At 65.1% G+C, this 22,205-nt stretch carries 19 protein-coding genes and 1 pseudogene; 10 read left to right on the forward strand and 10 right to left on the reverse strand.

Annotated features, from left to right (window positions below):
- Both LGN10_RS19075 and LGN10_RS19080 read right to left on the reverse strand, forming a co-directional pair.
- Positions 1–999, reverse strand: a complete 999-nt coding sequence (locus LGN10_RS19075; RefSeq protein WP_226224594.1) for a phosphotransferase enzyme family protein — start codon at positions 997–999, stop codon at positions 1–3.
- On the reverse strand, positions 1,000–1,749 hold the full coding sequence (locus LGN10_RS19080; protein WP_226224595.1) for an FkbM family methyltransferase: 750 nt from the start codon (positions 1,747–1,749) through the stop codon (positions 1,000–1,002).
- 256 nt (positions 1,750–2,005) lie between these two features.
- Here LGN10_RS19080 and LGN10_RS19085 point away from each other — a divergent pair, with 256 nt between their 5' ends.
- On the forward strand, positions 2,006–2,812 hold the full coding sequence (locus LGN10_RS19085) for a hypothetical protein (RefSeq protein WP_144029730.1): 807 nt from the start codon (positions 2,006–2,008) through the stop codon (positions 2,810–2,812).
- A 528-nt stretch (positions 2,813–3,340) separates the two neighbouring features.
- Here the strand turns inward: LGN10_RS19085 and LGN10_RS19090 are convergent.
- Positions 3,341–4,933 carry an ABC-F family ATPase gene (locus LGN10_RS19090; RefSeq protein ID WP_060318733.1) on the reverse strand — a complete coding sequence of 531 codons (1,593 nt, stop codon included), beginning with the start codon at positions 4,931–4,933 and terminating at the stop codon, positions 3,341–3,343.
- Between the two features lie 169 nt (positions 4,934–5,102).
- On the opposite strand from LGN10_RS19090, the gene LGN10_RS19095 reads away from it, so the two are divergent.
- Positions 5,103–5,555, forward strand: a complete 453-nt coding sequence (locus tag LGN10_RS19095) for a lipocalin-like domain-containing protein (RefSeq protein ID WP_124863563.1) — start codon at positions 5,103–5,105, stop codon at positions 5,553–5,555.
- 86 nt (positions 5,556–5,641) lie between these two features.
- Here LGN10_RS19095 and LGN10_RS19100 read toward each other — a convergent pair whose 3' ends face one another.
- Positions 5,642–7,948: an AsmA family protein gene (locus LGN10_RS19100; RefSeq protein WP_226224596.1), complete on the reverse strand. Its 2,307-nt coding sequence runs from the start codon at positions 7,946–7,948 to the stop codon at positions 5,642–5,644.
- Between the two features lie 152 nt (positions 7,949–8,100).
- On the opposite strand from LGN10_RS19100, the gene LGN10_RS19105 reads away from it, so the two are divergent.
- Together LGN10_RS19105 and LGN10_RS19110 are read left to right on the forward strand one after the other, a co-directional pair.
- Positions 8,101–8,802 (forward strand): ATP-binding cassette domain-containing protein, encoded by a 702-nt coding sequence (locus tag LGN10_RS19105; RefSeq protein WP_226224597.1) that lies wholly within the window; start codon positions 8,101–8,103, stop codon positions 8,800–8,802.
- Entirely contained in the window at positions 8,799–9,602 is an 804-nt protein-coding gene (locus tag LGN10_RS19110) for an ABC transporter permease (RefSeq protein ID WP_059583499.1), read from the forward strand. The genes LGN10_RS19105 and LGN10_RS19110 overlap by 4 nt, the downstream gene beginning before the upstream one ends.
- A 155-nt stretch (positions 9,603–9,757) precedes the next feature.
- Here the strand turns inward: LGN10_RS19110 and LGN10_RS19115 are convergent, their stop codons facing one another.
- Both LGN10_RS19115 and LGN10_RS19120 read right to left on the reverse strand, forming a co-directional pair.
- Positions 9,758–10,309: a DUF6013 family protein gene (locus tag LGN10_RS19115; protein WP_226224598.1), complete on the reverse strand. Its 552-nt coding sequence runs from the start codon at positions 10,307–10,309 to the stop codon at positions 9,758–9,760.
- 161 nt (positions 10,310–10,470) lie between these two features.
- Positions 10,471–11,487: a zinc-binding alcohol dehydrogenase family protein gene (locus LGN10_RS19120; protein WP_226224599.1), complete on the reverse strand. Its 1,017-nt coding sequence runs from the start codon at positions 11,485–11,487 to the stop codon at positions 10,471–10,473.
- A gap of 126 nt (positions 11,488–11,613) precedes the next feature.
- On the opposite strand from LGN10_RS19120, the gene LGN10_RS19125 reads away from it, so the two are divergent.
- Together LGN10_RS19125 and serB are read left to right on the forward strand one after the other, a co-directional pair.
- The gene (locus tag LGN10_RS19125) at positions 11,614–12,552 is read left to right on the forward strand and encodes a LysR family transcriptional regulator (protein WP_059583504.1); all 939 of its coding nucleotides are present in this window, start codon (positions 11,614–11,616) and stop codon (positions 12,550–12,552) included.
- Positions 12,553–12,722: 170 nt separating this feature from the next.
- The gene (gene serB / locus LGN10_RS19130) at positions 12,723–13,568 is read left to right on the forward strand and encodes a phosphoserine phosphatase SerB (RefSeq protein ID WP_060966172.1); all 846 of its coding nucleotides are present in this window, start codon (positions 12,723–12,725) and stop codon (positions 13,566–13,568) included.
- Between the two features lie 87 nt (positions 13,569–13,655).
- Here the strand turns inward: serB and LGN10_RS19135 are convergent, their stop codons facing one another.
- The 4 genes from LGN10_RS19135 to rimO form a co-directional block, all read right to left on the reverse strand.
- Positions 13,656–14,837: a cystathionine beta-lyase gene (locus tag LGN10_RS19135; RefSeq protein ID WP_226224600.1), complete on the reverse strand. Its 1,182-nt coding sequence runs from the start codon at positions 14,835–14,837 to the stop codon at positions 13,656–13,658.
- Positions 14,838–14,950: 113 nt separating this feature from the next.
- A complete protein-coding gene (locus LGN10_RS19140) occupies positions 14,951–15,493 on the reverse strand; it encodes a hypothetical protein (protein WP_226224602.1) in 543 nt (180 codons plus the stop codon).
- A gap of 119 nt (positions 15,494–15,612) precedes the next feature.
- Positions 15,613–16,539, reverse strand: coding sequence for a sugar kinase (locus tag LGN10_RS19145; RefSeq protein WP_060318750.1), 927 nt, complete (start codon positions 16,537–16,539; stop codon positions 15,613–15,615).
- Between the two features lie 3 nt (positions 16,540–16,542).
- On the reverse strand, positions 16,543–17,928 hold the full coding sequence (gene rimO / locus LGN10_RS19150; RefSeq protein ID WP_226224604.1) for a 30S ribosomal protein S12 methylthiotransferase RimO: 1,386 nt from the start codon (positions 17,926–17,928) through the stop codon (positions 16,543–16,545).
- A gap of 14 nt (positions 17,929–17,942) precedes the next feature.
- Between rimO and LGN10_RS33710 the strand changes: the two are divergent.
- The 4 genes and pseudogenes from LGN10_RS33710 to LGN10_RS19165 all read left to right on the forward strand — a co-directional run.
- Positions 17,943–18,269, forward strand: a pseudogene (locus LGN10_RS33710) (recombinase family protein); the annotation flags it as partial.
- Between the two features lie 28 nt (positions 18,270–18,297).
- Entirely contained in the window at positions 18,298–19,620 is a 1,323-nt protein-coding gene (locus tag LGN10_RS19155; protein ID WP_319001241.1) for a recombinase family protein, read from the forward strand.
- A gap of 27 nt (positions 19,621–19,647) precedes the next feature.
- Positions 19,648–20,778: a TIR domain-containing protein gene (locus LGN10_RS19160; protein ID WP_226224606.1), complete on the forward strand. Its 1,131-nt coding sequence runs from the start codon at positions 19,648–19,650 to the stop codon at positions 20,776–20,778.
- A gap of 347 nt (positions 20,779–21,125) precedes the next feature.
- Complete coding sequence (locus LGN10_RS19165) at positions 21,126–22,163, forward strand: acyltransferase family protein (RefSeq protein WP_264163202.1); 1,038 nt, start codon at positions 21,126–21,128, stop codon at positions 22,161–22,163.
- Positions 22,164–22,205: the final 42 nt, after the last annotated feature.

Consider the following 22,205-nt stretch of genomic DNA (forward strand, 5'->3'; position numbering starts at 1 on the left):
TCAGCTTCCTGCTTCCACGCAACGGGAAAAGAAATCGATCAGATGGCCACGCGCGTCCACCATCGCGGACGCCATCGTCGCCGCGCCGTTCAGATGCGACGCGAAGCGCGACGGATCGTCGAGCCAGCCTTGCACGATCCACAGCTTCAGCGCGTGCTGCAAGCATGCGGCATCGACCGCCCATGCGATGTTTGCCGGGTTCACCGGCCGCACTCGCCGGTACGCACGCACGAACGCTTCCGCGCGGTCCGGCGCCTCCAGCGGCAAATGATTCAGGCCTCGCACCAGTTCGTATTCGCGCGGCGCACCGATCGATGCTTCCCAGTCGAGGATCAGCGGCGGCAGCGTGCCCGTGAACAGATAGTTGAACTGGTTGTAGTCGTTGTGAATGGGATGCTGCGGGTCGTCGGCCGGAAACGCTTCGATGCTGCCGGGATAGTAGCGGTCGAGCATGCGCAGCGCGAGATCGACGTAGCGGCGCAGATTCGGGGCGGCGGCAGCGTTCGCATCGGCTCGATCGAGTGCATCCAGCAGGCTGCCGCGTACCGCATCCGCGTCGATGGAGATCAGCCGCGCATGGATCGTGTCGAGCGACGGCAGATGCAGTTGTTCGAGGCTCACGTGCAATGCGGCCAGACTCGCGCCGAGCGCATCCCATTCGGCTGGCGAGAACGTATCGTAGGTTTTGAATTGCCCGACTTCCCAGCGGGTCAGCATCGCATGGGAATTTTGTCCTGACCAAAGCGATTCGCCGGACCTTGTACGCTTCAGCGTCTGCACATGGAAGCGAGTATCGCGGTGCGTTTCCAGATGCGCGAGGACGGCGGTTTCCTTCACCGCACGCGCATGGTGTTCGCCGGCATAGCGCTTGACTGCCACGCCTGCGCCGCTGTCGGTCGGTAGATGCCACACCCGTTCGCTGACCTGCGCGGGCGGCCCGCCGCGACCGAGCCCGTAGGCATCGCGAATCTCGTCGAAGGTGGCGGCGAGCGTATCCATTCAGATGTGCTCGGCCGGCCCGTGCCGATACGGATGGCCGGTCAGGAACGTGTTGTGTCCGACGTAGCGCAGCTTGTACATCGCCGGCCGGAACAACACCGACGGGTCGTTGTTCGCGATGCCGAGCAGCGGGTACAGGTCGCGCCGCACGAAGAACGCGTTGTTGCCCATGTCGTCGCAGCACACGAGCTCATAGCCCTTCTGCCTGCCAAGATGCACGAGCGATTCGAGGCTCGCGCCGTAATAGGTCGAGCCGTCCCATTCGTGGTCCGGATTGAAGCACATGACCCAGCGCTCGGGCGGCGTGTAGTACGGGTTGTATTCGATCACGACGATGCGCGGCTGGAACGCTTGCAGGCCGCGCCACACCCAGTAATCGTTGCCGTCGATGTCGATCGACAGCAGGTCGAAGTCGGCCGGCACGTTCGCCTCGACGAGCAACTGATCGACCGTGTCGGGCTGGACGCGATCGTGATGCAGGCGGACGCGCTCCGCACCGGTGTAGTGCGCGGCAAGCTTGCCGAACCGGTATGCGCTGCCTTCCACCAGTACGCCGGCCCAATCCTGTTCGCGCAGCAGCCGCGCGGTATTGCTGTTGCGCAGGCCGTCGCTCGCGCCGATATCGACGCAGAAGCGGTGGGTCGGCGCGATCCGCTCCATCAGGCGCGACAGGATGCCCTCCTCGGTGCCCTGCGCGTACAGGCTGGGCGCAAGGCCGGACAGGTCGAGCGGGAGAGGATGGTCCTGCATCGAGGGCGGCTCCGGGGGTGAAATGGGGACGGTATTCGGAGCGTAATTTTGCCTCAAGTCGTTTCATGGGGAGTGAACCGTTACACGACCGATGCTGTCGATTTCGTCGCAAACGTCGGCGCGCGCATCTGCCCGCAAACGTTAAACGAATAAAGATACGGATATACGGCGAAAACAAATCCCCAAACTCCGAAAATCATGTGGCGCAGTCTGAAATTTGCGGATACACTAGGAACGGTCGATAAGGAGAAGTCTCATGAGTGACGTGCGCAAGAAGAGTCCACGGGCTCCAACACTGGCTCTGCCAGATGCCCTTGATCGCGTGGAAAAGATATACGCGCAAGAGGGCCGCCACGCGACACCTGCGGAAATCGTTGCTCAAGCACTCGGGTACAAAAGCGCCACGAATGGGTCTGCCGCGCAAGCGATCGCATCGCTGCGCTATTACGGCTTACTCGAACGCCCAAAAGATGGTGTTTTGGCAGTAGCCAAAGATTACGAAAATTACAAATATAGCCCGGATGAATCACAGCAGCGGGCATATTTGGTTGGGTGGTTGCGAACTCCAGCCGTCTTCTCAGCGCTACTGGACAAATATGACAGCCGCCTTCCATCGGACGCAAACATCAGGTTCGACCTCATCAGCATGGGATTCATCCCAGGCGGCGCCGACGCATATGTAAGCGCATTCCGCCGGTCCGTCGAATTCTCTCGCTTCTACGACAAGCCCCCCGCATCATGGGATGGCGGCGGCACTCTCGAAATCACAGGCTTCACGGAGCCGCCCCCTGAACAGCCGGAACTGGCTCCAGCCCCTGCTCAGCAAACGTCGCAGCCCCAGGCAACCTGGGGGCAACTGCCCCACGGAAACACGGCGCAGGTGGTCACCAATATCCCACATGCCACCACAACGAATAGCCCAGACGTAATTCGCGTTCCGGTACGCCTGCCGAAAGGTCGATGTGCGTGGCTTGAATTACCTATCCCCTTCTACGAAGCCGATAAGGACCGATTGAAGGCGTATATCGATATGCAACTCGCAGACGATACAGATGCAGAATAAACATCTGCCGCAAAGAAAAAGCCCCACACAGTTGGCGCTGTGTGGGGCTCTTGATCTCCCTGTGACAATGGTTCCGTCCGGAAGGGAGGCCGGGAACAATCCCCGACTTGGAAGCTCATTATTGGGTGGTGGATTGCCGGTGTCAAGTGGAGCCCTTGGCATGGAGTTCCATATATGGAAACCACCAACCGCCCCGCCCCGCCGGGTTATCGCTGGGTCTGCTGCAAGTGCTTCAAGCACTGGCGCACTGGCAAGCTTGTGTACCCAAAAAATGCGGACTGCTTCATGTTTTTAGTTCGCGCACGCTAATCGAGCGGCGCACTAACGACGTAACCGCCTGATAACATCCCCAGCAGCTCGGAGGAACTGCTGGGGATGTACTGTATTACACCCTTCTTTTGGTGAAGAGCTTCGCAAGCCGCCCAGCTTTGCACGCCCTCCGCCCATATCGCCCGCCCGCTTCGCGGTACGCCCAAAAAGCCCACTGAGTAGAACTCAGGGGCCGCTTTGGCACCTCAGACGCTACACTTACTCCTGCCCCTGACTCGTCAGGAACTCCTCATAATTCCCGCCGAAGTCGAACAGCGTGCCGTCCGTGCGCACTTCGATGATCCGGTTCGCCAGCCCGCTCACGAATTCGCGGTCGTGCGACACGAAAATCAGCGTGCCTTCGAACTGCTCGAGCGCGATCTGCAGCGACTCGATCGACTCCATGTCCATGTGGTTGGTCGGCTCGTCCATCAGCAGCACGTTGTGGCGGCCGAGCATCAGCTTGCCCCAGATCATGCGACCCTTCTCGCCGCCCGACAGCACCTTCACCGACTTCTTGATGTCGTCCGACGAGAACAGCAGGCGGCCCAGCGTGCCGCGCACCATCGTTTCGTCGTCGCCGTCCTTGCGGTACTGGTCGATCCAGTCCATCAGCGTGATGTCGTCCGGGAATTCCTCGTACGTGTCCTGCGGCATGTAGCCGACATTCGCGTTCTCGGCCCACTTCACCGTGCCGTGATCGAGCGGCAGGTTGCCGAGCAGCGAGCGCAGCAGCGTCGTCTTGCCCGCGCCGTTCTCGCCGATGATCGCGATGCGCTCGCCCGGCTGCACCGACAGGTTGAAGTTCTGGAAGATCGTGCGCTCGTACTTCTTCGTGATCTCTTCGGCGACCACCGCGACGTTGTGCAGCTTCTTCTCGAACTCGAAGCGGATGAACGGGTTCTGGCGCGACGACGGCTTGAATTCCTCGATCTTGATCTTGTCGATCTGCTTCGCGCGGCTGGTGGCCTGGCGCGCCTTCGACTTGTTCGCCGAGAAGCGGCGCACGAAGTCCTGCAGTTCGGCCACGCGCTCCTTCGCGCGGGCGTTCGCCGCGGCCTGGCGCTCGCGCGCCTGCGCCGATGCGAGCATGTAGTCGTCGTAGTTGCCCGGCCAGACCTTCAGCGTGCCGAAGTCCATGTCGGCCATGTGCGTGCACACCGAGTTCAGGAAGTGACGATCGTGCGAGATGATGATCATCGTCGAGTTGTACTCGTTGAGCGTGTGCTCGAGCCAACGGATCGAGTTGATGTCGAGGTTGTTGGTCGGTTCGTCGAGCAGCAGCACGTCCGGCTTCGAGAACAGCGCCTGCGCGAGCAGCACGCGCAGCTTCCAGCCCGGCGCGACGTCGGCCATCGTGCCGTTGTGGAACTTTTCCTCGATGCCGATGCCCAGCAGCAGCGCGCCCGCGCGCGCTTCGGCGTCGTAGCCGCCGTATTCGGCGAACTTGCCTTCGAGCTCGGCCGCGTGCATGTAGTCGTCGTCGGTCGCTTCCGGGTTCGCGTAGATCGCGTCACGCTCGGTCATCGCGGCCCACATCTCGGTGTGGCCCATCATCACGACGTCGAGCACGCGCACGTCTTCGTACGCGAACTGGTCCTGGCGCAGCTTGCCCAGGCGCACGTTCGGCTCCAGCGCGACGTTGCCGGCGCTCGGCTCGAGGTCGCCGCCGAGGATCTTCATGAAGGTCGACTTGCCACAGCCGTTCGCGCCGATCAGACCGTAGCGGTTGCCCTCGCCGAATTTGACCGAGATATTCTCGAACAAGGGCTTCGGCCCGAATTGCATCGTGATGTTGGCAGTAGAAAGCACGGCAGGTCCCGTAAGAGAGAAATCGACGGAAAACCGTGTATTTTAGCAGGTGTCGGAGAAACTGCCGACCGCCCCGCCCCGGCAGCGCATTCCGGCCACGCCGGCCCGCCGCCCGGCGGCCCGTCAACACGACGGCACGCGCGTCACCGCCGTCCTACCGGAATCCCGCATGCTCGCCAGCCAGCTTCGCGAACGACTCGTCGGCGCGTGGCGCCTCGTGTCCTACGAAATCCGCCCGCGTGACGGCGGGACCATCACCTATCCGCTCGGCCGCGACGCGCGGGGCTGGATCCTCTATACGCCCGACGGCTACATGTCCGCGCAGCTGATGGCGGCCGGCCGCCCGCCTTACGCGGACGGCGACCTGCAGGGCGGCAGCGTCGAGGAGCGCGCGGCCGCGGCGCACGGCTACATTGCGTATTCCGGCCCCTTCAACGTCGACGACGACGGCACGTTGACTCATGAAATGGACGTCAGCCTGTATCCGAACTGGATCGGCAACGTCCAGCAGCGTGTCGTCAGCCTGGACGGCGACCGGCTGCAACTCGGCACCGCCGGCCCGATCCGGATCGGCGGCCGGGAGGTCGAACCGGTGCTCGTCTGGGCCCGCGCGCGCCGCTGAACGCCCGCGGCGGCGTCGCACAGCGGGCGCTCGAGCGCCGCAACCACCCCGGGCGCACCGGAGCAAGCCGCTCCGGCGGCTGAGCATTACTTGCCGGCCTTCTTGGCCGCCTTCTGCGCGGCCTGCGCCTTCATCTGCCCGAACAACTCGGAGCACGGCACGTCGCGGTTGTTGCTCGGCGCGATCAGCGGGATCAGCGCCGCGAACGGATTGATCAGCCCGAGCCCGACCATCGCGCCGGCGCGCAGCGCGAGCGCGCCCGCATCGACGCCGACCTTCGGGTTCTTGAACGTGCCCTTCGCATACAACGGCGAGCGCAGCGAGAAGATCCGGAAGCCCTTCGTGTGCGGATGGATCTTCAGGTCGAGCGATTCGTCGCGCAGGTTGATCGGGCCGTCGACGTTGATCAGCGCATCGTCGGTATCGAGCGCGAAGACCTTCGGCTCGAGCATGCCGTCGTTCGCGACGAAATCGATCGCCGCGCAATTGATGTTGACGTCGCGCGTGCCGAACAGCTTCTCGTAGACGACGTTCGCGACGTTCAGGCCCGCGGCCTCCATCAGCAGGAGGCTGATGCGGCCGTTCGTGATGAGCGCCTTCACTTCGCCGGTCGACGTCCCGGCGAGCGCGGCCGGCGAATTGCCGGTCGCCGACAGCGACGCGTCGCCGTTGATCTCGCCGAGCGCGGTCTGCATCACCTTCTGAGTCGGGAACAACTGCTTGAGCTTCAGGTGGCGTGCGCTCAGCGTGAAGTGCCCCTTGAGCGGCGTGCGGCTACCGTCGAGATGCGCATTCGTCGCGAGCGTGCCGCCCGCGACGCCGAACTGCAGCGGCTCGAGCGTCAGCACGGCGTCCTGCAGCAGGATGTGCGTGTACAGGTTCGTAATCGGCAACTGCGGGCTCTTGATCAGCTTGCGGCCGGTGAACTTCACGTCTGCATCGATCGCGCTCCAGCGTTCGGTACGGAACGTCGCCACCGGCAGCACGCGGTCCGGCGGCTGGCGCGTCGTGTCGCCGCGCTTCTTCTTGCTCGCGGCCGAGTCGGCGCCGATCACCGGCGCGAGGTCAGAGAACTGCAGCAGGTTCGACACGAGTTCGCCCGACAGCTTCGGCCGCGGCTCGCGCTGCGCCCAGGTGAGCGTGCCGCCGAGATCGCTGCCGCCGACGCGGCCGTTGAAGTTCTCGTAGCGGAACGTGCTCGCGTTCGGCTTGAAGTTGCCGATCAAGCGCCCTTCGGTCGCGTAAGGCGGCGTATCGGGCAGCGTGATGCCGGTGAGCTGGTAAAGGTGCGACATCGACGTGCCCTGCAGCCACAGCCGCAGGTCGAGCGCCGCGAGATGCCTCGGGTCGGTCAGCGTGCCGACGATCGCGAGCCGCGTATCGCCGGCCTTCACGTCGGCCTGCAGCGGGAACGGCCGCGTCGCGTTCTCGATCGCCAGCACGCCACCCACCTTGCCGGTGCCGCTGACCGGCACGTTCTTGTAGCGGCCGTCGAACTTCAGGCCGAATGCATAGGTCGGGCCGGCGGGCTTCGCGGGCGCCGCGGCCCCGCTCGCGCCGGACGCGGCAGCCGCTGACGCGGAAGGCGCGGACGAAGCGGATGCCCCCGACGAACCGGCAGCAGCCGGAGCAACGACACTCGCCGCCGACGCGCCCGAGGCCGCAGCCGCACTCGCAGCCGCACTCGCCACCGACGCGCCCGACGCGGCTTGCGCATCGGCCTTCGCGCCCAGTTGCGCGGCGCCGTGCTTACCGACGCGCTGCGCCGACGCCGCACGCGACTTCTGCTCCTGCTCCTTCAACACGTCGCCGAGCGGGATCGGCTGGCCGAGCGTATCGATCGCGACGGTCAGATCGGCCTTCGTGATCGCGTCGCGATACGTGACCGTGCCCTTCGCGAAACCGAAACTGTCGAGCCGCACCTTCCAGCGCGACGGCTGCGACGATTGCTTGAACTGGAACGTCCACGTATTGCTGCCGTCCGCGCGCCGCTCGAGATCGACGGCGGGATTCACGACGTCGATCGACGGGATCACGATCTCATGCGCGAGCAGCGGCAGGATCGCGAGGTCGAAGTGCGCGGCGTCGAGCGTGACGAACTTGGGCGCCTGCGCCCAGTCGGGATTGCCGATCTCGAGCTGCGTGGCGGAGAAACTCGGCCACGGCACCCATGCGCGCCAGCCGGTCTCGCCATCGGGACGACGCCAGCCGACCTTGAGATCGCCGTTGATCGCGAACGGACGGCCAAGTGCCGTACTCACCTGTTCGTTGACCCACGGTTTCGCGCGGTTCCAGTCGAACGTGAAGAGAAAGATGCCGGCCGCCGCGATGAGCACCGCGACGATACCGACGATCCATGCAGCCGATTTGCCGATGGTTCGGGCTAGCGTCATGGCGGTTCCGTTGTTGTTCTGAAGTGTTGCCGCACCATGCCGGGCCGCTTGCGTGGACGAACGGCGCACGACAACTGCGGCTTTTCAATCGGTATTATGGCGCACGAGATGGCGGCCTTTCGGCGCCATTAACGCTTTTTTTCATTTTTGACATGACCTCCCCCACCGGCCTCATCGACGCGCGGCACATCACGCGGCGCGACGCCAGCAGCGGCAAGACGCTGCTCGCCCCGACCGATTTCAGCCTCGCCGCGGGATCGCGAATTGCTATCACCGGACCATCCGGGTCGGGCAAGAGCGTGCTGCTGCGCGCGCTCGCGCTGCTCGATCCGCTCGACGGCGGTCACCTCCTGTGGCGCGGCCGCCGGATTCGGCGCAGTGCGATCCCGCGCTACCGGCGCAGCATCGCCTATGTCCGCCAGCGCCCCGCGCAGATGGACGGCACCGTCGAATCGCAATTGCGCTACCCCTACTCGCTCGCGATCTATCGCGACGTCGCGTTCGACCGCGCACGCGCCGAAGCGCTCGCCGCGCAGGCCGGCCGCGGCGCCGACTTTCTCGACAAGCGCGCGAGCGACCTGTCCGGCGGCGAAGTGCAGATTACCGCGCTGCTGCGCGTGCTGCAACTCGACCCCGACGTCCTGCTGCTGGACGAGCCGACCTCCGCGCTCGATCCCGAATCGGCGCGCGCGATCGAGGCGCTCGTCGGCGCGTGGTTCGACGCGGCGCCCGACGCACGGGCCTACATGTGGATCTCGCACGATCCGGCCCAGGCCGCGCGGATCGGCACGATGCGGCTCGTGATGCAGGCTGGCGTCCTGCACGCGGCCAACCCGACGGAGGCCGCGCAATGAGCCCGGCACTGCAGGACCTGAGCCTCGTCGACGTCGGCATCGCCGCCGCGCTCGTCGCCGTCAACGGCGCGATCTCGGCGGCGCTGTCGCTCGGCCTCGGCCGCAAGCTCGCGCTCGCGGCGGTGCGCACCGTCGTGCAGTTGCTGGCGATCGGCTACGTGCTCGGCTGGGTGTTCGGCCATCCGCACTGGTACGTCGTGCTGCCGCTCACCGCGCTGATGACGCTGATCGCCGGCTTCGCCGGCGCGGGGCGCGGCAAGCGCACGTACCGCGGCCAGCGCGTCGACAGCATCGCGTCGATCTGGTTCAGCAGCTGGTTCGTCGCGGCGGTCGGCCTGTTCGTCGTGATCCGCATCCATCCGTGGTACGCGCCGCAGTATGCGATCCCGATCCTCGGGATGATTCTCGGCAATACGCTGACGGGCGTCTCGCTCGGCGTCGAGCGGATGATGGAAGAACTCACGGCGCGCCGCGATCGCGTCGAAACTGCGCTCGCGCTGGGTGCGACGCGCTGGGAAGCCGCGCAGGACGCCGCACGCCAGGCCGTGCGCGCGGGCATGCTGCCGACGCTGAACCAGATGGCGGTGGTCGGCGTCGTGAGCCTGCCGGGGATGATGACGGGCCAGGTGCTCGCCGGCCAGTCGCCGCTGCAGGCCGTGCGCTACCAGATCGTGATCATGTTCCTGATCGCCGCGGCGTCCGCGCTCGGCACCGTCGGCGCGGTGCTGATGACCTATCGCCGGCTGTTCTCGGCCGATCACCGCTTTCTCGCGTCGCGGCTCGAAGAGCGCACGCAGTGACGCGCGGCGGCGACGGCGCGAGCCGTACCGCGAAGCGGGCAGCGGAGCGCATTGCAACGGCGACACGGCGCGACTTGCTCGCGCGCCGCCCTGCTCGTCACGCCAATCGAACCGGTTGCGCGCGCACCGAAGAAGCCCCGGCTCGCGCGCACCGCTCAATGCTTGATCGACACCGTCACCTTGGTGCCGTCGCTCATCGTCACGGACTTCGACCCGCCGTTGGTCGGAATCGACACCCACTTCACCTGGCTCACCGACACGACGTCCGGACACTGCAGCGACTTGCCGCCGGCCGTCACGCTGCGCGTGCCTTTCGGTGCGGCCGCCTGGAAACTCAACTGCACGTTGGCGACGCCCTTCGCGTCGACCGACGGCGCGAGCCGCACCTGGGTCTGCCGCACCATCGCGCCGTTCGCGTCGCGCGGCAGGTTGTCGGCGTTCGGGCAGCCATCCTGCATCGCGACCGCGCCGCTCGGCGGCACCGATTTCCAGTTGAAATCGTCCGTCTCGCCCGAGCGAATCTTGCGGGTCTCCTGCGTGTTGCCGAAGGTCTTCGAGTCGACCTTGACGGTGTATTCGAGCTGTCCGGTACCGCCGCCCTTCAGGCTGCCCTTGACCGGCGGCGCCGCGAATACGCTCGCGCTGGCGCACGCCGCCGCGAACACGACCGACCACGATGCGGCGACCGACAAGCTGCGTTGGCTCATGCTGACCTCCTTGTCATGCGGCGGCACGCGCGTGCCGCGCGGTTTTAGATGCATGATGCGCTGCCAGTCTACCGCCAAGCGCGACGCAATGCGCCGCAAACGCATCGGGTGTTACCCCGCTTGCGTTCGCGGCGCCGCGACCTTAATCGCGCGTACCCGGCTCAGAACCCGCTCAGCACGAGCTTGCCGATCGCGCGCCCGCCCTCGAGCATCCGATGCGCGCGCCGCACGTTCTCGGCGTTGATCGTGCCGAGCTGTTCGCCGAGCGTCGTGCGCAGCGTGCCGCCGTCGACGAGCCGCGCGACTTCGCCGAGGATCCGGTGCTGCTCGATCATGTCCGGCGTCTCGAACATCGCGCGCGTGAACATGAATTCCCAATGAAACGCGGCGCTCTTCGCCTTCAGCAATTCGACCGGCACCGGCTTGGCGTTCTCGACGATCGTGCAAATGCCGCCCTGCGGCCGGATGACTTCCGCCGCGGCCGGGAAATGATGGTCGGTATCGTTGAAGATCAGCACGTAGTCGACCGTCGGATGCCCGAGCTCGCGCAACTGCGCCGGCAGGTCGCCGAAATGGTCGACCACCGCATCCGCGCCCAGCGCGCGCACCCAGTCGGCCGACGCCGGCCGCGACGCGGTCGCGATCACGTGCAGCTTGCCGAGCGTCTTCGCGAGCTGGATCGCGATCGAGCCCACGCCGCCCGCGCCGCCGATGATCAGCACCGACTTGCCGGCGTCCGCGCCCTGCGGCGACACGCGCAACCGGTCGAACAGCGCTTCCCACGCGGTCAGCGCGGTGAGCGGCAGCGCGGCCGCCGCCGCGAAGTCGAGCGTGCGCGGCTTCAGCGCGGCGATCCGCTCGTCGACCGCGTGGAATTCGCTGTTCGCGCCGGGCCGCGTGATGCTGCCCGCGTAGAACACTTCGTCGCCGGGCCGGAACAGCGTGACGTCGGCGCCGACCGCGACGACCGTGCCGGCCGCATCCCAGCCGAGCACGCGCGGCGCCTCCTCGACCTGCGGCTTCGGCGCGCGCACCTTGGTGTCGACCGGGTTCACGGAAATCGCCTCGACCTTCACGAGCAGATCGCGCGGGCCCGGCACGGGCTGCGGCAGTTCGACGTCGAGCAACGCTTGCGGGTCGTCGATCGGCAGATAACGGGTCAATCCAACGGCTTTCATCTCGATACTCCTTTCAACGGAATTCGGACAGGCTGCGGCGCAACCTCCATGCGTGCCATCGTAGACACCGCGATCATTCGAGAAAACCGCTATATTTCCTGAAACATTTTCAGGAATTTCAGAATAATGACGTCCGATCCGATGCCTGCGCCCGACAAGCCGCTCGACCTGCTCGACGTCGCGCTGTTCGTGCGTGCGGCGCTGCTCGCGAACGTCAGCGCGGCCGGGCGAGAATTCGGCGTGTCGGCCGCGGTCGCCAGCGCGCGCATCGCGCAACTCGAACGCCAGCTCGGCGCGCGGCTGCTGCATCGCACCACGCGCCGCATCAGCCTTACGCAGGACGGCGAAATCTTCATGGCGCGCGCCGACGCGCTGCTGGCGGCCGCCGATGCGGCGCGCGCGTCGGTGGGCCGCGGCCGCAGCGAGCCGTACGGGCGGCTGAAGGTGTCGATGTCGTCGTCGTTCGGCCGCCAGCACGTCGCGCCCGTAATTCCGGCGTTTCTGCGCCGCTACCCGTCCGTATCGCTCGATCTGCGGCTATCCGACGAGATCGTCGATCTGGTCGACGACGGCTACGACGTCGCGATCCGCCTCGGCGCGCTGAAGGATTCGACGCTCGTCGCCCGCAAGCTCGCCGTCAACCGCCGCGTGCTGTGCTGCTCGCCCGCCTACCTCGCCGAACGCGGCACGCCGCGCCATCCGGCCGACCTGACCCAGCACGAGTGCGTGATCCTCGGCGACCAGCGCGACTGGTCGTTCGCGACGCCGCAGGGCCCGCTCACGGTGCGGGTCGGCGGCCGGCTCGTTGCAAGCAACGGCGAGGCGATCCGCGAAGCGCTCGTCGACGGCTTCGGGATCGCGATCAAGTCGACCTGGGACGTCGGCCCGCTGCTCGCGAGCGGCGCGCTCGTCACCGTGCTCGACGATTACCCGTTCGCGGAAGACGTCGCGATCTGGGCCGTCTATCCGAGCCGCGCGCACGTGCCGCTGAAAACGCTCGCGTTCATCGCGTTCCTGGCCGAGCATTTCGGCGATCCGCCGTACTGGGATCGCGCAAACGGGTGAGCGCCACCGCTGCGCGCACGGGTTTCGCTCCGGCGCCGGCCGCCCTGCGCGGCCAACCGGCTACAATGGCGCGTTCGCGACGCAACGGCCCGCAGCCGCACGGGGCCCGCGTTCGCAGGCGGCCGCCCGCGGGCCGCGCACGTCATTCATTCGCCTCCCAACCACTCGTCATGACCCACAATCTCGTCATCCAGAGTCTTGCGCCGCTGTCGGACGCCCATCACAAACCGCTGCTCGCGCTGTCGCGCGGCACCCGCGTCGTGCAGACCGACGATCACGCGCTGCGCATCGAAGACGCGAACCCCGCGCAACGCCTCGACATCGACGCGTACTGCGGCACGCATGCGCTCGACTTCGGCTTCGTCGAGGCCGGCCGCACGCTCGGCGATTTCGGGCTCGCGGTGATGGACATGGATTCGACGCTGATCACGATCGAGTGCATCGACGAGATCGCCGATTTCTGCGGGCTGAAAACGCAGGTCGCGGAGATCACCGAAGCGGCGATGCGCGGCGAGATCCGCGACTTCAACGAAAGCCTCACGCGCCGTGTCGCGCTGCTGGCCGGGCTCGACGCGCACGCGCTCGAGCGCGTGTACGAGGAACGGCTGCAACTGTCACCGGGCGCCGAGACGATGCTGGCCGGCGTGAAGGCCGCCGGCCTGAAGACGCTGCTCGTGTCGGGCGGCTTCACGTTCTTCACCGAGCGGCTGAAAGCCCGCCTCGGCCTCGACTACGCGCATGCGAACACGCTCGAGATCGTCGACGGCAAGCTCACCGGCAAGGTGCTCGGCGAAATCGTCAACGCGGACGTGAAGGCGCGTCTGCTGCGCGAGACGTGCGCATCGCTCGGCCTCGAGCCGAGCCGCGCGATCGCGATGGGCGACGGCTCGAACGACCTGAAGATGATGGCCGAAGCCGGGCTGTCGGTCGCGTTCCACGCGAAGCCCGTCGTGCGCGATGCCGCCACCGTCGCATTCGACCATGTCGGCCTCGACGGGCTGCTGCGACTGTTCTGATCCCGCGGCACCGTCAATGAAAAACGCCGCCGCGATATCGCATCGCGCCGGCGTTTTGTTTTTGTGCCGGACGTTGCCGGCGTGCGATCAGCCGAGTGCGGCCTGCATCGCGCGCTCGATGTCCGCGCGCAGGTCCGCTTCGTCTTCCAGACCGACGTAGAAACGCACCAGCGTGCCGCGATGCGGCCAGTCCGGACGCATCGACGCGACGTCGTAAGGCATCGCGAGGCTGCACGCGCCGCCCCAGCTCCAGCCGATTGCGAACAGCTCGAGCGACTCGACGAAACGGTCGACCTGCTCCGCGCTGTAGCGCGCGTCGAACACCACCGAGAACAGCCCGCCCGCGCCCGTGAAATCACGCATGAACGACGCGTGCCCCGGACAATCGGCGATCTGCGGATGCAGCACCGCCGCAATCTCCGGTCGCGTCTTCAGCCATTGCGCGAGGGCGAGCGCGCTCTTGCCGTGCGCGTCGAAGCGCACCTGCATGCTCGGCAGGCTGCGCAGCACGAGCGAGCAATCGTCGACCGACACGCCGATCCCGCAGCGCATCCGCGCGAGCTTCAGCTTCGCGTGCAGTTCCGCGTTCGCGGTGATCGTCGCGCCCATCAGCACGTCGCTGCCGCCCGACTGGTACTTGGTCAGCGCCTGCACCGAAATGTCGACGCCGTGCTCGAACGGCTTGAACGCGAGCCCCGCCGAAAAGGTGTTGTCGATCGCGGTGACCACACCGCGCGCTTTCGCGGCCGCCGTGATCGCCTGCACGTCGGGCACTTCCATCGTCACCGAGCCGGGCGCCTCGAGCCAGATCAGTCGCGTGTTCGGCTGGATCAGCCCGGCAATGCCGGCGCCGATCAGCGGATCGTAGAAGCGCACGGTCAGGCCGAAATCCTTCGCGAGCCAGTTGCCGAAATCGGCGTTCGGGCCGTACACGTTGTGCGGAATCAGCACGTCGTCGCCCGCTTTCACGATCCCGAAGTAGACGTTCATGATCGCCGCGAGGCCCGACGGCTGCAGCAGCGCGTGCGTGCCGCCTTCGATCTCGGCGAGCCGCTGCGCGAGCGCGAGCGACGTCGGCGTCGCGTGCAGCCCGTAGCGCCACTGGTTGTCGTCGTGCCAGACCAGCGCGCGCATCGTCGCGAGATCGGGGAACACGACCGTCGACGCGCGCGCGACCGGCGGCACGAACGAACGGAAGCCTTCCGGAATGACGTCGTCGGGTTGAACGATACGGGTTTGCAGTGCGCGCTTGGGAGTGGATGCAGTCATGACGGGGAGCCGGGCACGAGGCCGTTCGGTTGCGGAATATGTCGCTAGATTAGCCAAAATCGATACGCTTGGCCCGGTACAATGCGCGCCGCGCACACCGAGCCAGCACGCGCTCAGTCGTCGGTACGCAGGTTGACGATGCCGCCCACCGTCTCGATTTCGTTCACACGGCCGTCGCGCACCTGCAGCGCCGCGCGCTTGCCCGGCGCCAGACGCAGCACGACCGGCTGCGGATCCGATTCGTCCGAATTCATCCGGTCGGCCTTCAGGTCGCCCGTGGCGTCGAAGCGGCCAATCCACACGCCGGTGATGTTCGTGCCGTCGTTCGACTCCTCGATCTCGAGCGTATCGCCGTCGCGATCGCCCGCCAGCAGCACGACCTTGCCCGTGTCGGCGAACTGGTATTCGCCGTGCACGCCTTCCTCGTCCGTCTTCGGGCCGAGATGCACGACGATGGGCCGATCGCCGAGCGTGCCTTCGTAGCGCGGCAGGCGGGCGAACTCGGGATTCGGCTTCAGCGGCCGCGCCGGCGCCGGTTCATCCTGCTGCACGCCCGGTACGACGGCCTGCGCCGCGACCACCGTCGGCATCGCGACGCCTGCTGCCAGCGCACCCGCGACGACGAGCGCCCGTTGCCATTCCGAATATCGACCCACGTTGTGTTGCTCCTTGCTTCAGATTCGCCCGACAACCGCGGACCGTGCCGGGTCGAGACCCGGTTCCTGCGTGGCCGCGCGAACCGGCGCGGCCAATGCGCCGGCTTGCGCGTTTCGCGTCAGCCCTGCATCAGGCGTTCCACCGCATCGCGGTGCGGAATCGGCGCGACCGCGCCGTAACCGGTCGTCGACAGCGCCGCCGCCGCGTTGGCATAGCGCGCGGCCGCGAACGGATCGTCGCCCGCGACGATCCGCGCGACGAACGCGCCGCCGAAGCAGTCGCCCGCGCCGGTCGCGTCGACGGCCTCGACCGCGAAGCCCGGCACGACGCGCCGCTCGTTCGGCGTCGCGACATACGCGCCTTCCTTGCCGAGCTTCAGCGCGACGACCCGCGGCCCGTGTTCGAGCATCGCGTCGACGATCGCGTCGCGATCGTTCGCGCCCGTGAGCGCCGTGACGTCGTCCCAGCTCGGCAGGCAGATGTCCGTCTGCCGCAGCGCCTCGCGCATCACCGCGCGGGCACGCGGCAGCGGCCACAGCTTCAGCCGCAGGTTCGTGTCGAAGCTGACCTGCGCGCCGTTGCTGCGCGCATGATCGATCGCCGCGAATGCCGCGTCGCACGCGGCCGTGCTGATCGCAAGACTGATGCCCGACAAATGCACGGCCTTCGCGGCCGCGAGCGCGTCGAGCGGCAGATCGCCCGTCGCGTAGCGACTCGCCGCCGACCCCGCGCGCAGATAGTCGAACTGATGGCCGTCGGCGCCGTGCGTGACGAAATACACGCCGGTCGGCGCCGAACGGTCGATCCGCACGTACGTCGTGTCGACGCGTTCCGACGCCCACATGTCGGCCAGCAGGCGGCCGAACGGATCGTCGCCGATCGCCGACACGAAGCCCGTCGACGCGCCCTGGCGCGCCGCCGCGATGCAGAAGTTCGACGTATCGCCGCCGAAGCCCTGCAGGAATTCAGGACGCCCCGGCTGCGACTGGTTGAATTCGATCATCGCCTCGCCGAGCGCGAGAATCTCCGGGAATGCGGCGGCCATCACTTACACCTCGCCCCACAGATCGTGCCCGTCGGCGCCCGTGATCTTCACGGACACGAAATCGCCGACCTTGTAGCGCTTCGATGCCTTCGCCGCCGGCTCGACGTAGACGACGCCGTCGATTTCCGGCGCGTCGGCTGCCGTGCGGCCGATGCCGCCTTCTGCGCTCACCTCATCGATCAGCACCTTGAGCGTCTTGCCGACCTTGCGCTGCATGCGGTTCGCCGATACTTCCTCGGCGACTTCCATGAAGCGCGCGCGGCGTTCCTCGCGGACTTCGTCCGGCAGCGCGCCATCGAGGTCGTTCGCGGTCGCGCCTTCGACCGGCGAATACGCGAAACAGCCGACGCGATCGAGTTCCGCTTCGCGGATGAAGTCGAGCAGCGTTTCGAACTGCGCTTCCGTCTCGCCGGGGAAGCCCGCGATGAACGTGCTGCGGATCGTCAGGTCCGGGCAGATCTCGCGCCACTTCTGCACGCGCTCGAGCACCTTCTCCGCGTTCGCCGGACGCTTCATGCGCTTAAGCACGTCCGGGTGCGCGTGCTGGAACGGCACGTCGAGATACGGCAGCACGTGGCCCTTGAACGGGCCTTCGGCCATCAGCGGAATCACTTCGTCGACGCTCGGATACGGGTACACGTAGTGCAGGCGCACCCACGCGCCGTACTGCGCGGCGAGTTCGCCGAGCGCGGCGACCAGGTCGGTCATGCGCGTCTTGATCGGCTTGCCGTTCCAGAAGCCCGTGCGGTACTTCACGTCGACGCCGTATGCGCTCGTGTCCTGCGAGATCACGAGCAGTTCCTTCACGCCCGACTTGAACAGGTTCTCGGCTTCGAGCATCACTTCGGCGACCGGGCGCGAGACGAGGTCGCCGCGCATCGACGGGATGATGCAGAACGTGCAGCGGTGGTTGCAGCCTTCGGAGATCTTCAGGTATGCGTAGTGACGCGGCGTGAGCTTGATGCCGGCCGCGGGCACGAGGTCGACGAACGGGTCGTGCGGCTTCGGCAGGTGCGAATGCACGGCCTGCATCACTTCGCCCACCGCGTGCGGGCCGGTGACGGCGAGCACCTTCGGGTGGACTTCCTCGATCAGGTTCGAGCCGCTTGCGCTCGACTTCGCGCCGAGGCAGCCGGTGACGATCACCTTGCCGTTTTCGGTCAGCGCTTCGCCGATCGCGTCGAGGCTTTCCTGCACGGCTTCGTCGATGAAGCCGCAGGTGTTCACGACGACGAGGTCGGCGCCGTCGTAGCTGCCGGAGATTTCATAACCTTCGGCGCGCAGTTGCGTGATGATCTGTTCGGAATCGACGAGCGCTTTCGGGCAGCCGAGGGATACCATACCTATACGTGGTGCCGGGGAGTGAGCCGGTGATTTCTGTTGAGACATCTGGAGTGTGGGGCGTGGCAGCAAAAGCGAGAGTTTACAGCTATTTACGGTTCAGCGACCCAAAACAAGCAGCCGGCGGCAGCGTCGATCGGCAGCTCGAGTACGCTGCGCGCTGGGCGGCCGACAACGAGATGGAGCTTGATGCGTCCCTATCACTCCGGGACGAAGGGCTATCGGCGTACCACCAGCGCCATGTGCGGCAAGGCGCTCTGGGGGTATTCCTGCGGGCGGTCGAGGATGGTCAGGTGCCGGCCGGCTCGGTACTGATCGTTGAGGGACTGGATCGCTTGAGCCGCGCCGAGCCACTGCAGGCGCAGGCGCAACTTGCGCAAATCGTGAACGCCGGCATCACGGTCGTGACGGCCAGCGATGGCCGGCGAATACAACCGCGAGCGCCTGAAGGCGCAGCCGATGGATCTCGTTTACAGCCTGCTGGTGATGATCCGCGCGCACGAGGAATCGGACACGAAGAGCAAGCGCGTGAAGGCGGCGATTCGCCGGCAGTGCCAAGGCTGGATCGCGGGTACATGGCGGGCGCCGATCCGCGTCGGAAAGGATCCACATTGGGTCCGGGAAACCGAAACCAGTGGGTTCGAACTGGCCGACGATCGGGTGGCCGCAGTGCGCCTCGTCATCGAAATGTTCAAGCAGGGTCACGGCGCGGTCAGGATCGTGCGCGAGCTCGCCGACCGCGGGCTCAAGATAACGGACAGTGGCCGCTCGGCGTCGAGCCATATCTACAGGCTGCTGGCGAACCGGATGCTGATCGGCGAGAAATCCGTCGAAGTGGATGGGGAAACGTTCCGGCTTGAGGGCTACTACCCGGCCCTGCTGACACCGGCCGAATTTGCCGACCTGCGATACCTGGCCGAGCAGCGCGGCCGCCGCAAGGGTAAGGGTGAAATCCCCGGGGTCGTGACGGGCCTGGGCATTACCTACTGCGGCTACTGCGGTGCGGCGATCGTCGCGCAGAACATCATGGGGCGCCGGCGTGCTGCCGACGGGCGCCCCTATCCCGGCCACCGCCGGCTGCACTGTGTCACATACAGCCAGAGCGCCGGATGCAAGGTCAGCGGGAGTTGCAGCGTCGTGCCGGTCGAACGAGCCCTGATGCTTTATTGCTCAGATCAAATAAATCTGACACGCCTCATGGAGGGTGACTCTGGCACGGCATCGCTCGCCGCACAGTTGGCCGACGCGCGGCAACGCGTCGCCGAACTAGAGGCACAGGTCCAGCGCGTTACTGACGCACTACTGCTCGACGACGGGGAACCACCCATTGCCGTGTTGCGCCGCGTTCGCGAGCTCGAGAGCCGGATCGCGATCGAGCGACGGGACGTCGACTCGTTGGAGCATCAGCTCACGGCATCGGCGTCGAACGTTGCTCCAGCCGTAGCGGAAGCTTGGCAGGAGCTCGTGCACGGCGTCGAACAACTCGACTACGACGCTCGAATGCTGGCCCGCCAGCTTGTGGCGGATACGTTCTCGCGGATCGTGATCTATCAGTCGGGATTCCAGCCCGACGCCAACGACGGAACGATCGGCGTGGTGCTCCTGGCGAAGCACGGCACCGCTCGCATGCTGTACGTGGACAAGAAGAGCGGGGAATGGCGAGCAGCCGATGATGTTGACGTTCCGCCCTCTGGAACGCTACCGTTACCGGGAAACTCGACTGGCTCATTGAATCGATAACGAGATATATCAACCACGGGGAACATCATGCTCAAAATATTTTGCAGTTACGCTAAAGAAGATCGCGATGCAGTTCTGCCCTTCTACGAAAAATTCAAAGCATACGGATTTTCACCATGGATTGATTGCAATGATATTCGACCAGGACAAAATTGGGATGGCGCAATCGATCGCGCCCTCAAGGAGGCGAACGTCATCATCTTATTCATAAGTCCTCGAAGCGCCACCAAGCGAGGCTTCGTTCAGCGCGAGTTTAACGAGGCAATCAATCTACTTCAATACAAACTCGATGACGATATTTTTATTATCCCCATTGTCTTGGAGAAATGCGAAATCCCGGAAAAGATTGGAGAAAAACTCCAATATATCGAAGCAGCACACCCCGAATCAGACAAGAGAATTCGAGAATCCCTTGACATCGCCGCCCGTCAACAAAGAATCATCATCAATAAGGGCGAAAGCGTTGGACAATTTCAGCTTTTCACCGAAACATTATCTGAATCCGCTGAAGGAAAGCCAGGTTATGACGTTCGGATTGTCTACCCTCACTTTACTTCTGAAAAATTTCCCCGTTCTGCGGAGCACCTTAACGCCATCTTTCTTGGTCGGGCCACAGAAGCCTTAGCTCGGGAACGACTCGGACCATGGGCCGAAAGCATTGACTGGCCGTACGAGAACGCGATTTCAAATGGACGGTGGGATGCGCTCGCCGTTGTTTCAACTTCAAATTATATTATATCGGTCTGTTACGACGTAGGTTGGTACGGAGCCGGCGCCGCGCACTCCAATAATCATTTTGAAACTTACAACTTCATAATTTCTGACGATGACCGAGTATTCAAAATCGATCCAAAAGATATTTTTACGGCATTTATCGACGCCAAGCCAAAAATTATAGAACTATGTGAAACATCCATACTAGAGCAACTCTGGAAAGCAGGCAACGAAGCTGACGACGGTCAAAAAAATTGGATTAAACAAGGGCTGGAAGATCATAGCTTTGATCAATGCATCATTGCTCCAACCGGACTATATTATTATTTCGCACCGTATGAGGTTGCGGCCTATGCGTACGGGAACTTCACCGTTCATATTCCGTATTTCCACATTCGAGAATATTTCAACAAAAACGGGATCTACAAGTTGGTTAACGAATAATCGGGAAGCACAATATCGAGGATCTCAAATTCGATTCCCCGATCACGCACGTTGAATGCGGATACGACATTTTCGAATCGTTCAGCGACGCGAAGATGGACCTGACGGCGCGCGGCTTCTACCTCGAGCCTCTCAATTAGCCCCCGACCGAGGGCTTGAGCGCCTTCACTTCGGCGCCGTCAGCGCGTTGTAGTCGCGCTTGCACAAGCGGACCGTGTCACCCGTCGCGGCCTGTGCCGCGGTCACCGAAACGTGACCGCGGCATCGATCCGGTCGCAGCCACACTGGTAGACTGCGCCCATTCCTTCGACCAATAGAGCACCATGAGACTGAAGCACCTGGACGGCTTGCGCGGCGTGCTGGCGCTAGCCGTTGCTGCGAGCCACACCTTCGGGTTCTTCACCGGATGGGCGGCTGACCGCCCGCTGGTCGGCGCGCGCATGGCCGTGATGCTGTTCTTCGTGCTGTCCGGATTCGTGCTGTCGGGTTATCTGGAACGCACGCACGAGCGGCCGGCCCGCTTCGTCGTGACGCGGTTCCTGAGGCTGTGGCCGCTACATGCTGTCTGCCTGGTAGGCGCATGCATCGGCTTCGTAGTCCTGCGCGCACACGGCGAGTACGCGCCGGACATCGACATGGCCGATCCGATCACTCTGCTGTTCAACTTCGCGTTCCTCGCGCGGCTCGGCATTCACAACGTCGAACTGATCAACGATCCTTCGTGGACAATCGGGATCGAGTTCTGGGTATCCGCGCTGGTGCTGCCCCTGCTCTACCGCGCGCCGCGCGGCGTGGTCGTCGCCGTTATCGTGGCGTGCGCCGCGGCGCTGGCGACTGCCGGCCACGTGTTCTACGGCGCATATTTGGCGCCGCACGTGAGCGCGGGCCTGATCTCGGCAATCGAGGCCATGGCGATCGGCACGCTGATCTATCGCAACACGCGTGCGAATGGCGCGTTCACTGCGGCGGGTAGCGCGCTCCTGCGGCCCGCTATCTTCTACGCGGGCGCCGTGCTGATGCTGGTTTCGCTGTACGTGCCGCCGAACTACCTGCGCGAGTTGGCCGGGCTCGTCGGATTCCTGCCGTTCCTGCTCGTCAGGGCATTCGAGACGAACGGCGGTGTGCTGCGCGCGGCCTTGAATTCGCGCGTCGCGCAGTGGCTCGGCGCGATCAGTTTCCCGCTGTACCTGTCGCACATGCCCGTGCAGATTGTCATGTTACCGGCCGTGCGCGCGCTGACAACGTCGCCGGCTGCATCGATCGCTATCCTGGTCGGCGGCTCGCTCGCCGCGGCGTGGTTGCTTCAGGTGGGATTCGAGCGCCCCGTCGAGGCGCTCGCGAAGAAGCGCCGCGCGGCATGGACAGACCAGACCGCACGCGCGTGATAATCAGCGGCAGCGGATCGCTGTGAGCTAGCCGTTTGCCAT

The sequence above is a fragment of the Burkholderia sp. AU32262 genome (genome assembly GCF_020419985.1).
In the GTDB taxonomy this organism is placed as follows: domain Bacteria; phylum Pseudomonadota; class Gammaproteobacteria; order Burkholderiales; family Burkholderiaceae; genus Burkholderia; species Burkholderia semiarida.